Source organism: Fervidobacterium gondwanense DSM 13020, assembly GCF_900143265.1.
Taxonomy (GTDB): Bacteria; Thermotogota; Thermotogae; order Thermotogales; family Fervidobacteriaceae; genus Fervidobacterium; species Fervidobacterium gondwanense.
Genome location: NZ_FRDJ01000004.1, coordinates 171,448 through 183,792, shown reverse-complemented (window position 1 = coordinate 183,792; position 12,345 = coordinate 171,448). Strand labels below are relative to the sequence as shown.

Genomic DNA, 12,345 nt, shown 5'->3' with positions numbered 1-12,345 from the left:
GAAAGAGGTGGCCTGATGCTACTTATTGAGGAATTCATGGATAATTGTTATGAGCTGTCTGGCGATATAACAGAAAATAATCTTAAAGCACTCATCGAATATATAGATGATAATTTTGAACGCATTGATGATCCTTTGTTAAGTGATTTTGTGGTAAGGAAAAAGCTTGAAGAGTTTAGGGATTACATTGTCAGTGCTGAAAAATTACCTACTCAGAGAGTTTTGAACAGACTGTCGCAAGTTAGAGGTATGGTAGAGAGATTTAAGTATAATTATTTAACATATAAAATTGAGTGCCTTGATGGTTACAACCCGCTCGATGTAGCAATCAAGTATGCGAAAGGTGTTGGGCCATCGAGAGAAAGACTTCTCAGAAAGCTTGGGATTGAAACGATAAATGATTTGATCAATTATTTTCCGAGAGATTATGAAGACAGAAGAAAAATCATCCCTTTGATGTACCTGCGAGAAAATGAGAAAGTCACGACTAAGGGCATAATAAAGAGTGTTGAAAAGACAAGAAAGGATAACCTCGTTATAATCAGTGCATTACTGCAAGACGGGATAAGCCAAGTATTGTTAAAATGGTTCAATCAGGAATTCAGAGAACTTGAGATCAAACAGCTCATAGGCAGAGAAGTCTACGTCACGGGCACGACAAAGAGAGGGTTCTTCGGAGCTATGGAGATCCAGAACCCAGAAGTATCGATCAGCGATACACCCGAACGCACAATACTGCCGATATATCCATTAACCGAAAATCTTAGCCAAAAGGTTATAAGGAAAATAGTGTCGGACAATATTGGAAGTGCTTGCAACTTGAGAGAAGTTATTCCACAGGAAGTTTTAGAAGAGAGAAAGCTCGTGGATATCCACACGGCATATGCTGGGATGCACTTCCCAAAAAGCGTCTTCCACCAAAAGATCTCCAGAAGGCGATTAGCGTACGAGGAACTCTTGCTCTTTCAAATTGCGCTCTTCTTATCAAAAGCCAATATCCAGCAAATTGGAGGTATTGCTAAGGAATTTACAGGCGAGTTGAGTAAGAAATTCATTTCTCAACTTCCATTTAAATTGACAAATGCTCAAGTTAGAGCCCACGTGGAAATACAAAATGACTTGAAAAGTCAGAATCCGATGAATAGACTGCTCCAAGGTGACGTTGGAAGCGGTAAGACATTGGTTGCAGAGCTTGCGATTGTTGATAACTACGAGGCAGGGTATCAAAGTGCTTTTATGGTTCCAACATCCATACTTGCAATGCAACATTTCCAGAAAGTATTCACTCATTTAACGAACCTTGGAATAAGGGTAGCTCTTCTTATCGGATCAACATCTCAAAGAGAAAAAGAACGGATAAAGTTCGGATTGAAAAACGGGGATATAGATGTGGTGATAGGCACTCATGCGCTCATACAAGAAGATGTGCACTTTGCGAACTTAGGGCTTGTAATCATAGATGAACAACACAGATTCGGTGTTAAACAACGCGAAGAGCTTATATCCAAAGGCAAAGTAGTCGATACGCTGATCATGACAGCTACTCCGATACCGAGAACACTTTCGCTAACGTTATATGGCGACCTCGATGTTTCAGTCATCGACGAGATGCCACCTGGAAGAAAGGAAATCAAGACATTTACGATGAGGCACACACGTGCGAAAGATGTGTATAAGTTTGTCAGAGAACAGGTGACCGAAAATGGTGACCAAGCCTATATAGTTTATCCTCTCATAGAACAGTCGGATGCTATCAATGCAAAGGCGGCGGAAGAGATGTATAGAATGCTTACAAAAGACATCTTTGCCGATATTCCAACAGGATTAATTCACGGTAGAATGTCTGACGATGAAAAAAACGAAGTGATGGTAAAATTCGCAAGCGGAGAATTGAAGATTCTAATCTCAACATCGGTCATAGAAGTTGGAGTAGACGTTCCGAATGCCACCATTATGGTGATTGAAAATGCAGAAAGATTTGGGCTTGCGCAACTCCATCAATTAAGGGGAAGGGTAGGAAGGGGAGAAAAGCAAAGTTACTGCTTCCTTATAGTCAGCGAAGCTGGGGAAGAGGCTTGGGATAGGTTACAGTTCTTTGCGAGCACAAATGACGGATTCAAGATTTCAGAGTACGATTTAAAATTGAGAGGACCTGGAGAATTTTTCGGTACACGTCAGCACGGTTTACCAGAATTCAGAGTAGCTGATATAATTTCTGATACTGAATTGATGCTCTTAGCACGTGAAGATGCAAAAAGGATAGTCGAGAACTATTCAGATAGTGATATAATTAGCAAGGTTTTTGAGTTATACAGAGATAGAATAAAATTTTTAGATGTTGGATAATTACTGTCTGTGTGATATAATGAAAAATGGTTATTAATCTTGAATTTAAAAAGGGGAGGTATCTTTCAATGAAAAGGTTTGCGAAAACGCACGAATGGTATGATAACGAGACAGGATATGTTGGCGTAAGCCAGTACGCGCAAGAGCAACTCGGGGATATTGTCTACGTTGACCTTCCAGCAGTTGGAAAAGAAGTAAAGAAGGGTGATGTAATAGTTTCTTTGGAAAGTGTTAAAGCAGCTGGTGATGTTTACGCTCCAGTCAGTGGCAAAATCGTGGCAGTTAACGACAAAGTCAATACGAATCCTGAAATTATAAACCAAGACCCAGAAGGGGAAGGCTGGCTTGTGAAGATTGAAGCATCAAACCCTGCGGAATTCGATGAACTCATGAGTGAAGAAGAGTACAGAAAATCACTCTAAGGAGATGTGATACATAGATGACAAATGTCAACGCTTATTCAGTATTGATGTTTATAGCAAACATCGTTCTTGCGGTTCCCATCATACTTTCTGTTATACAGCAATCAAAGGCTTCTATGAATATTGCAAATGTAGTCTCTATGGTTTACATACTCATCTCCGTTTCCTTCTTCTCAGGAGATTTTAAGACATTCTTTACAAAGCTTGGCTTGTCGATTTCACCAGTAGCTTACGTGATATTAGCTGTTTTGACTTTCATAATAGCTCGAGATTTCGGAGAGCTCAGAGTAAGGCAAGGCATGCACAAGACAGTCTACATGAGCATTCTAATGATTGCTTTGAATGTCATAGACTTCTTCTGGGTAAAAAGTGCGGCGTTTATACCTCTGTTCTCGATTACTTGGGCGTTTGTTGTTGTTCTAATAATAGGTATTACGAAGTGGAACATCGATTAACAGACAATAGTTGCTTTTGAAACCCCTGCATGAAAAGGTGCAGGGGTTTTTCTTTATAGTTAAATACTTGAATCTACGAAGGATGTGATATAATAGCATACGGTCTAAAAGGTGAGAAATAATTAGATTGGAGGTGCAAAAATGAGAAAAACAAAAATCGTTGCCACTATTGGACCTGCAAGCGAATCGGAAGAGAATATAACCAAACTGGTGCAGTGCGGCGTTAATGTTTTCAGGCTCAATTCATCTCACGAGACTATTGAGGTTCACGGGGAGCGTATAAAAAGGCTAAAAAGAGTGAGAGAAAAAGGTTATCCTTTGGCGATACTACTTGACCTTGCAGGACCAAAGATAAGAACGGGAAAATTCGAAAGTGACTACGTGACTTTAAAAGAAGGGGAATACTGTGAAATCGTGTGTGGTGAAGAATTTGTTGGAAGTGAAAAGAGATTTTGGATTAACTACGATAAGCTTTATCAAGAGATAAAATCTGGTGAAAAGATACTTATAAACGATGGAGCTGTTGCGTTGACGGTTGACAGTGTCGATGTCGAAAAAAAGACTATAACATGTATCATCGAAAGGGGCGGTACTATAACACATAAGCGTGGCGTTAATCTTCCTGGGGTTGATGTATCCATTCCTTCGATTACGGAGCGGGATAAGGAATTCATAAAACTCGGAAATGAGGAGAGAATAGATTACTTTGCTCTCTCCTTTGTGAGGAAGGCAAAAGATATAGAAGATGCGAAAAAGCTTACTGATATCCCCATTGTAGCAAAGATAGAAACGGTTCAAGCCCTCGACAATTTGGAAGAAATAATAATAAAATCAGATGCCGTAATGGTAGCAAGGGGAGACCTTGGTGTCGAGATACCAATTTCGCAAGTACCAATTGCTCAGAAGAGAATTATTGAAATATCTAATCTTTACAAGAAACCCGTCATAACTGCGACCCAGATGCTTGAGAGTATGATAAACAACGCGACGCCTACAAGAGCGGAAGTTACCGATATCTCGAACGCAATACTTGATGGCACTGATGCGATAATGCTTTCAGCGGAAACATCTATAGGTAAATATCCTTGCGAAGCTGTTAAGGTTATGGACGAGGTAGCGCAGAATACGGAAAAATATATGGAAGAATACGAGACATTCAAATTGGACTGGTTAAAAGAGTATTCGTCCAGCTTGGATCTGCCGAGCGCCATCTCTTACTCTGCTACTACTCTGGCGAAGAATATAGACGCGAAGATGATCATAACAGCTACAAGTACCGGTTCAACGGCGATACACGTTTCTAAATTCAAACCGGCAATACCAATAATGGCAGCAACGAATTCGTATGAAACATACTGCAGGCTTTCACTTGTTTGGGGTGTTTTACCAGTTATGCTTGAAGAAAATTTGTCAACCGATGAGATGATCGAGAGCGTTACAGAAAAAGCCAAGAAACTTGGATTTGTGAATTCGGGTGATAAAGTAGTCATCGTTGCTGGAATACCGTGGGGTAAACCAGGAACGACTAATACCGTACAGGTGCAGGAAATAAAATAAGAAAATGTAATAAAAATACCACTTGAATTTACAGGGAGAATTGGTATAATATACCACGTAGCAGTCTTTTCTGTTAGCATTGTCATAACACGGGAATGCTAAAAAGCGATGAAGCAATTAATATTGGAATAAAGGAGGAAGCGGTCATGGCAAAGTGCGAAATATGCGGGAAAGAACCAAGAGCAGGAAAGAATGTCAGCCACTCGAACAGACACACGAACAGATGGTTCAAGCCAAATGTTCAGAAAGTTAGGGTTCTTCTTGACGATGGTACAGTCAAGAGAATGAGTGTTTGTACAAGCTGTCTCAAGGCCGGTAAGGTAAAGAGATACGTTAGCAGATCTCAATCAGTTGAAGTAGAAGCATAAAAAGCGGGGACATCCCCGCTTTTTTTAAAGCTGTAAAAGACTGAAAGCTTATGTGAAGTGATTATATGGTGCTAAAAGTTAAAAAATGGTACAAGATATTGAATCTATTAGTTCTATCATCGAGCACACCGTTCGTGCTCTATCTTTTTTCTCTTCCGTTATCTGATTTCGTAACTTTCGTGATTATCTTAGCTTATTTTATTTTAGTCATAATGTTTGCCGAAAGCCTGATTTTTAAAATAGAAATAAAAGGTAGCAAATTGAAATCGATGTACTTTTCAATAGACTTGAGTGATATAATTGGTGTGAAGAGTGGAATTTTAGAAACTGTCATAAGAACGAGATGGAGGATTTACAGAATACCTCCCGTGGATGGTGTTAATAAAATTGGCCGGATGACAAACATGTTAGTTGTTGAAAGAAAAGAATAATAATTGAACGATTACCAAGGGGGCAGGGCAAGTGGAGAGTAGAAGAACATACGCGGTGATAAATGTAAGGAACTATTTGAGCAATCTGAAATTTTTTCAAGAGCACTGTGCTCCTGCTAAGGTTATGCCTGTGGTGAAAGCGAATGCATACGGGCACGGAGCCGTTGCGCTTTCGAAAGCAGCGGAGCGCTTCGGAATAGACTTTCTTGCTGTTGCGTTTTTGGAAGAGGGCGTAGAACTAAGAAAGCACGGCATAAAATCCGAAATACTCGTCTTTAACTACGTTGCACCAGATATGCTCCATGTGGCCGAGCAGTACAATTTAACGATTACCCTTTACTCTTGGGAACAATTATGGAGATATACAAAATATGCTTTTAGGCCGAAATGCCATATAAAAATCGACACAGGTATGAGAAGATTAGGAGTTTTCCCATCTGAAGCGAAAGAATTTCTGTTAGCCGCAAGGAAGGCGAATTTTGTAATTGACGGTGCTTACACGCATTTTGCGGTTGCCGATAGTTCGGAAGAAGGCGATGTGGAATTTACTGAAAAGCAAGCTGAGGAATTCAGAAAATTGGACTTAGATGTAAGAATTAAACACGTATGCAACAGTGGCGCCGCACTGTCTAAGGTTGTTAATTGCTTTGATTACGTAAGAGTCGGTATAGCAAGCTATGGGCTTCAACCTAGCGATACAGTTCGGAGCGACTCACTAAAACCTGTTTTGGCCTGGAAATCGGTTGTTTCGCATGTCAAAAACATCCAGCCAGGCGACACTGTGAGTTATGGCAGAACATTCACCGCTTTCAGTGAAATGAAAATAGCCACAATTCCTGTTGGATATGCGGACGGTTATTGGAGAAGCCTTTCGAACAAAGGATACGTACTGATACACGGCGAGAGATGCCCCATAGTTGGGCGAGTGTGCATGGATCAATTCATGGTTGACGTATCACATTTGCCAGAGGTCAATATTGGTGACGAGGTTGTTTTGATAGGAAGACAAGGAGATAAAATCATAACAGCCGAAGAGATCGCACAACTTGTTGGTACTATAAATTACGAGGTAACATGCCGGATATCTGAAAGAGTTCCGAGAAAATACGAGGGGATGGAACTGTGAGTAATCTGAGAGAAGCACTGGAAAAGTTGAGACCGCCTTACGCGGAAGAGTTGAGGAATTTTGTTGATAGGGAAATCGATGGAGTGTTCAAAGTAAAAAGTAAACGACTCCAAGAGACAAAGGACGGGAAAAAGTTTCTACTACTGACCCTTGAAGACAGAACAGGAAGCGTAAGGGCAATAGATTGGTACAATGCAGAACTTAACGACCAAGTTTTGCAACCTGGCAACGTTGTCAGCGTTTCGGGAAAAGTAGTTTATTTCGAAGAGAAAGTTCAAATAAACATCTTGAATTCACAAAGCGCTGTTAGGAAATTGACCGAGAACGAGTACGATGTTGAGAGATTTGTTGGAAGTGTAAAGAACGTTGAAGAGCTCTATAAGACGCTATTGAGGCTCGTTGATAAAGTACGCGATAACGACTATAAAGAAATTCTGAAAAGGTTTTTTGTGGAAGATGTGAGTTTTGCAGAGGCGTTTAAGAACGCCCCTGCTGGTATGAAAATCCACCATGCCTACAGGGGCGGATTGTTGGAACACTCGGTTAATGTTGCAAAGATAGTTGAGAGTGTTTGCAACATCTACGATGACCTCGATAAAGACCTGCTCATAACTGGAGCACTACTTCACGATATTGGAAAAGTAAAAGAATACGTTATAAACCAAAAAGGTATAGAGGTAACCACCGATGGTGAATTGATGGGACATATCCTGATGGGCGTTGAGATGCTCTCTCAAAAAGCAAGGGGCATAAGTTACGACAAAATTCTGCGCTTAAAACACTTAATAGCTTCGCACCATGGGGAATTCGAGTGGGGTGCACCAGTGCTCCCGAAAACGCCGGAGGCATTAGTTCTTCATTTTGTAGAGAACATGGACTCCAAGATAAATAGAGTCTTTCAAATAATAGATAAGGAAGACAGAGAGAAAGAATGGAGCGAATATGACTCGAACTTGAGCAGAAGATTTTTCCTTAGGTAATTCTTTGATAATGTCTTTTCAGCAGTTTCATCTAATCGAAGAACTATGGTGAAAGTAAATTGTTAAGTGGGTGATAATATGAGCGATGCAACAAAGAACAAGAAAAGGACAAAAACACAATCTTCAGGCGAGATTGAAAACGAAACGGGCAGCGGCAAAAGAAAGGTAATAATTGTTGAATCGCCTGCGAAGGCTAAGACTATAGAGGGAATACTTGGAAAGGATTATCAGGTTATCTCTTCAAAAGGACACATAAGAGATTTGCCTCAAAAACAGTTTGGCGTTGACTTAAATTCACTTAAGTTGGATTTCGAAATTATACCAGGCAAGGAATCAGTAGTTGAGCAGATTAAAAAGACCGCTGAAGGAAAGGAAGTGTATTTGGCATCCGACCAGGACAGAGAAGGAGAAGCCATTGCTTGGCATTTGGCAACAATTCTCGGAGTGAAGGGGAAGAATAGAATTACTTTCTCCGAAATCACTCCTCGCGCAATACAGGAAGCTGTTAAAAATCCGCGAGAGATAGATATGAACAAAGTAAACGCTCAACTCGCCAGAAGAGTGTTAGACAGGATAGTGGGTTATAAGATAAGCCCACTTCTGTGGCGTATCATAAAAGACGCGCGAAGTGCTGGAAGAGTTCAGTCAGCAGCACTCAAAATTATATGCGAAAAAGAAAGAGAAAGATACAGGTTTGTTCCACAGAAGTATTATAAAGTTTGGATTGAGATAGCCGAACTGAAGGCTTATCTTACGAAAATCAACGGTAAAAAAATAAAACCAACTGATGTAACGAAAGAAATTGCTGATGACGTTTTGAAGGATGTTAAAAATGTGAAGTTAATAGACATAGAAATCAAAGAGGTCAGGAAGAATCCTCCACCCCCATTTATTACAAGTACGCTCCAACAAGATGCGGCGAGCAAACTTGGATTTCCAGTCTCCAAGACGATGAAAATCGCCCAAGAACTTTACGAAGGTATCGATATTAAGAACGGACACAGGGCGTTCATAACTTACATGAGAACAGATTCTACGAGAGTATCCGAAGAGGCTCAGGAGGCAGCAGAGGAGTTTATTTTGAATAATTTTGGCAAAGAGTACTTGGGAAATCTACAACCAAAAAAATCTTCATCAAAAACGAAGACTAAAGTTCAAGACGCTCACGAATGTATAAGACCGGTCGATATAAGTTTGACACCGGAAAAGGCTAAGGAATTACTTGATAAGGACCACTACAAGATTTACGAACTCATATGGAAAAGATTCATCGCTTTTCAGATGAGCAGTGCAGTTTACAAGCAATACAGTTATGACTTTCAATCAGACAAATACATATTCGAAGCTACTATCAGAGAAAGAATATTTGACGGATTTGAAAAGGTCTACACAATCGATAACGAAGCTAGCGAGGAGCACAAAGAACTGAGGATAGGTGAAGTATACAACGTGGAGCCGAAAACAGTTGAATCGGAAACCACGCCACCGGACAGATACAGCGAAGCATCAATTGTTAAGACGCTTGAGGCTGAAGGGATCGGACGGCCGAGTACATACGCTACCATAATTCAAACACTTTTAGATAGGAAATACGTTGTCAAAAACAAAAGAACATTAGTTCCAACGATATTAGGTTTTGTTGTCAATCATTACCTCGAGCAGAGATTTCCTGACATAGTGGATAAGAATTTTACAGCGGAAATGGAGAAACAACTCGACGAGGTGGAGAATGGAAAGAAGGACTGGAAAGAAGTTGTTAGAACGTTCTTGTCCGAATTCGGAAAGGATCTGCAGAAAGCTGAAAAGGAATTCTTCAGCATAGATTTTGATACTGATTTGAAATGTGAAGACTGCGAGGGAAACTATAAACTTAAGGTAGGGAAATTTGGACTTTATCTCCATTGTCCAAAATGCAAGACGAATAAATCTTTGAAAAACGATATTTTCGGAGTTATCGATAATGGAAAGTTGTACGTTTTGAAAGAAGCACAAGAACCTGAATCAACAGATGAAGAAGGCTCAACTGGGGAAGAGAAAAGAAAAAGATACACAAAGCCAAATAAAGCAAAAGGTTCAAAAACACCTAAAACATCGAAAGCGTCGAAATCTAAAAAGACGGCTGGAAAATAGGAATAATCTGGTGGTAAATCGACATGAGTCTATGGGCAGTGGGTGATATCCACGGTTGTCTCAGAAGTTTAGAAAGATTGATTTCTGAGATTTCACCAAAACCAGAGGATAAACTCGTGTTCCTCGGTGATTATATTGATAGAGGACCCGATTCAAAAGGCGTTGTCGATTATTTGATCTCACTTTCAAAGCAAACGCAGTGTATATTTCTTCGTGGGAATCACGAGCAGATGCTCCTTGATGTGATAGATGGAAATGACGACACATACTTGTGGTTAATAAACGGTGCGCAGGCTACGTGGAGAAGTTATGGAAATCTGAACGAACAGGCTTTAAACGAGGAGCATATGAATTTCTTTAGAAATACTAAGTATTATCACATCGAAGATAGTTTCCTTTTTGTACACGCTGGAGTTCGACCGAATGTCCCTTTGGAAAGGCAAGACTCGAGGGACTTAATTTGGATAAGGGAAGAGTTCATACTTAAAAAACACAACCTCGGTTATATAGTGGTATTCGGGCATACTCCGATGGAAGACGTATATGTAGGCGAAGATAAAATAGGAATCGATGCGGGTTGCGTATACGGTGGTATGCTGACAGCGTACGAAGTCAAGAGTAGTAGAAAAGTACAAGTGAGGTGCTGAGAATTAAATGGTGCTGAATTTCTTTAGAACGGTTATAGCAGGTTTGCTGATGGGCTGGGCAAATGTGATTCCCGGCGTAAGTGGTGGAACGATAGCCGTTATAATAGGTGTCTTTGAAAGGCTCATAGAAGTTGTGAATGACGTAATGAAGCTCAAAATATCTAAGAAGGACCTGGTTTTCATATCACTTATAGCTCTTGGGTTGTTAATAGGAATATTGAGTGGCAGCAAAATATTGTCTTGGTCTTTTGAAAACTATCCATTTTACACATACAGTTTCTTCTACGGGTTGATATTGCTCTCTCTGATTAATTTTAAAGACGAAATTCGCACGTTTAAAATAGTTGAATTCTTGGTTGGGGTATTGATAGTTATTATTCCATACGTTGTGAGTAACGCGGTGAAACTGCAAGATACTCAAGTTTCAGATTCAATTAGCTATTTTGGGTTGTTCGTTTCAGGAGTTATAGCGGGAGGCTCAATGATACTCCCAGGTTTGAGTGGCTCTCTCATGCTCATGATTCTCGGTTTTTACGAAAAAGCGATTGCCACAGTTTCAAGATTTGCATCAAGAGATTTCACCGGTTCGGACATTCTTTTCATCATTGTGCTCGGCTCAGGTGTTCTGTTTGGCATAGGTTTGATTTCCAAACTACTGAAGATATGGTTGGAAAAGGCGAAGCAGTCGATTTTGAACTTCATCTTAGGACTCGTTGCTGGTTCGCTTTATCCGATAACCCCGGCGTTCCATGGTACAGGTACACTGATTGGAATGTTCCTATGGATAGCGCTTGGTGGGTTAGTAGTATATTCTCTTGGCAAAATACAAAAGTGAGAAGAATAATTGATTTTTAAAAAATAGAGGGGGAATTCACTATGCAAGAAAGAGAAGGCAAAGTCTATGAAGAAATGAGAGGTATCCTTGAAAGTGCTAAAAGCGATATAAGCAACGCACAGGACAGCAGAACACTGAACGATTTGAGGGTTAAGTACTTAGGAAAATCCGGTATAGTGACGGGCCTCATGAAGAAGCTCAAAGACATACCTGCCGAAGAAAAGCCGATATTTGGAAAGGTAGTCAACGAACTCAAAGAAGAAATTGAAAGCTTGCTTGAAGAGCAGAAGAATAGACTTGCTGAGATAGAAAGAGAAATAATTTACAAAAAACTCTGGGTTGACCACACGATGCCTGGAGCAAAAAGAGATGTCGGGCATCTTCACATAATCAGCCGAGTCCAGATGGAATTGGAAGACATATTCATTTCGATGGGCTTTTCAGTTGTAGAAGGTCCTGAGGTTGAACAGCCGTGGTTCAATTTCGATGCACTTAACACTCCTGAGTGGCACCCTGCGAGAGATTCGCACGACTCGTTTTACATAAACGAAGAATACATGTTGAGGACGCATACCTCACCAGTTCAGATAAGAACGATGCTTTCAAGAAAACCACCACTTGCAATCGTTGCACCTGGTAGGGTATACAGAAGAGACTACGATGCAACACACCTTCCGATGTTCACACAAATGGAAGGCTTGTACGTTGACCACGACGTTACAGTTAAGCATTTAAAATATTTCCTCGAAGAATTTGCGAGAAGATTGCTGGGCGAAAACACGAAAGTGAGGCTAAGACCAAGCTTCTTCCCATTCACTGAGCCGAGCTTTGAAGTCGACATATACTTCAACAACAGGTGGTTTGAAATACTCGGTGCTGGTATGGTGCACCCGAATGTTTTCAAAAACGTTGGGTATGATCCAGAACAATGGAGAGGTCTCGCGTTTGGGCTTGGTGTGGAAAGGATAGCGATGGTTAAGTACGGTGTTAGGGATATAAGAGACTTGGTCAGGAACGATATCAGATTCTTGGAAAATTGGTGAAAATA

General features: G+C 40.5%; 12 protein-coding genes. All 12 read left to right on the top strand.

Annotated elements, in window-relative coordinates; all coding sequences use genetic code 11:
* Positions 1-15: 15 nt before the first annotated feature.
* The 12 genes from recG to pheS all read left to right on the top strand — a co-directional run bounded on the left by recG (position 16) and on the right by pheS (position 12,340).
* On the top strand, positions 16-2,346 hold the full coding sequence (gene recG, locus BUA11_RS05315; protein WP_072759131.1) for an ATP-dependent DNA helicase RecG: 2,331 nt from the start codon (positions 16-18) through the stop codon (positions 2,344-2,346).
* 68 nt (positions 2,347-2,414) lie between these two features.
* Positions 2,415-2,768 carry a glycine cleavage system protein GcvH gene (gene gcvH, locus BUA11_RS05310; RefSeq protein ID WP_072759129.1) on the top strand — a complete coding sequence of 118 codons (354 nt, stop codon included), beginning with the start codon at positions 2,415-2,417 and terminating at the stop codon, positions 2,766-2,768.
* Between the two features lie 17 nt (positions 2,769-2,785).
* Positions 2,786-3,223, top strand: coding sequence for a hypothetical protein (locus BUA11_RS05305; protein WP_072759127.1), 438 nt, complete (start codon positions 2,786-2,788; stop codon positions 3,221-3,223).
* A gap of 141 nt (positions 3,224-3,364) precedes the next feature.
* Complete coding sequence (gene pyk / locus BUA11_RS05300; RefSeq protein WP_072759125.1) at positions 3,365-4,780, top strand: pyruvate kinase; 1,416 nt, start codon at positions 3,365-3,367, stop codon at positions 4,778-4,780.
* A gap of 146 nt (positions 4,781-4,926) precedes the next feature.
* A complete protein-coding gene (rpmB, locus tag BUA11_RS05295; RefSeq protein WP_072759123.1) occupies positions 4,927-5,148 on the top strand; it encodes a 50S ribosomal protein L28 in 222 nt (73 codons plus the stop codon).
* A 68-nt stretch (positions 5,149-5,216) separates the two neighbouring features.
* Complete coding sequence (locus BUA11_RS05290; RefSeq protein ID WP_143145284.1) at positions 5,217-5,579, top strand: hypothetical protein; 363 nt, start codon at positions 5,217-5,219, stop codon at positions 5,577-5,579.
* Between the two features lie 31 nt (positions 5,580-5,610).
* Positions 5,611-6,705 carry an alanine racemase gene (gene alr / locus BUA11_RS05285; protein ID WP_072759120.1) on the top strand — a complete coding sequence of 365 codons (1,095 nt, stop codon included), beginning with the start codon at positions 5,611-5,613 and terminating at the stop codon, positions 6,703-6,705.
* The gene (locus BUA11_RS05280; RefSeq protein WP_072759118.1) at positions 6,702-7,685 is read left to right on the top strand and encodes a 3'-5' exoribonuclease YhaM family protein; all 984 of its coding nucleotides are present in this window, start codon (positions 6,702-6,704) and stop codon (positions 7,683-7,685) included. The genes alr and BUA11_RS05280 overlap by 4 nt, the downstream gene beginning before the upstream one ends.
* 78 nt (positions 7,686-7,763) lie before the next feature.
* On the top strand, positions 7,764-9,815 hold the full coding sequence (gene topA, locus BUA11_RS05275; protein ID WP_072759116.1) for a type I DNA topoisomerase: 2,052 nt from the start codon (positions 7,764-7,766) through the stop codon (positions 9,813-9,815).
* Positions 9,816-9,838: 23 nt separating this feature from the next.
* Positions 9,839-10,462 (top strand): metallophosphoesterase family protein, encoded by a 624-nt coding sequence (locus BUA11_RS05270; protein WP_072759115.1) that lies wholly within the window; start codon positions 9,839-9,841, stop codon positions 10,460-10,462.
* A gap of 7 nt (positions 10,463-10,469) precedes the next feature.
* The gene (locus BUA11_RS05265) at positions 10,470-11,297 is read left to right on the top strand and encodes a DUF368 domain-containing protein (protein ID WP_072759113.1); all 828 of its coding nucleotides are present in this window, start codon (positions 10,470-10,472) and stop codon (positions 11,295-11,297) included.
* 41 nt (positions 11,298-11,338) lie between these two features.
* Positions 11,339-12,340 carry a phenylalanine--tRNA ligase subunit alpha gene (gene pheS, locus BUA11_RS05260; protein ID WP_072759111.1) on the top strand — a complete coding sequence of 334 codons (1,002 nt, stop codon included), beginning with the start codon at positions 11,339-11,341 and terminating at the stop codon, positions 12,338-12,340.
* The last annotated feature ends 5 nt before the right edge of the window (positions 12,341-12,345 follow it).

What these genes read in the sequence shown, in the direction of transcription:
- recG (WP_072759131.1), top strand. Translation starts at nt 16, where the DNA reads ATGCTACTTATTGAGGAATTCATGGATAATTGTTATGAGCTGTCTGGC.
- gcvH (WP_072759129.1), top strand. Translation starts at nt 2,415, where the DNA reads ATGAAAAGGTTTGCGAAAACGCACGAATGGTATGATAACGAGACAGGA.
- BUA11_RS05305 (WP_072759127.1), top strand. Translation starts at nt 2,786, where the DNA reads ATGACAAATGTCAACGCTTATTCAGTATTGATGTTTATAGCAAACATC.
- pyk (WP_072759125.1), top strand. Translation starts at nt 3,365, where the DNA reads ATGAGAAAAACAAAAATCGTTGCCACTATTGGACCTGCAAGCGAATCG.
- rpmB (WP_072759123.1), top strand. Translation starts at nt 4,927, where the DNA reads ATGGCAAAGTGCGAAATATGCGGGAAAGAACCAAGAGCAGGAAAGAAT.
- topA (WP_072759116.1), top strand. Translation starts at nt 7,764, where the DNA reads ATGAGCGATGCAACAAAGAACAAGAAAAGGACAAAAACACAATCTTCA.
- BUA11_RS05270 (WP_072759115.1), top strand. Translation starts at nt 9,839, where the DNA reads ATGAGTCTATGGGCAGTGGGTGATATCCACGGTTGTCTCAGAAGTTTA.
- BUA11_RS05265 (WP_072759113.1), top strand. Translation starts at nt 10,470, where the DNA reads ATGGTGCTGAATTTCTTTAGAACGGTTATAGCAGGTTTGCTGATGGGC.
- pheS (WP_072759111.1), top strand. Translation starts at nt 11,339, where the DNA reads ATGCAAGAAAGAGAAGGCAAAGTCTATGAAGAAATGAGAGGTATCCTT.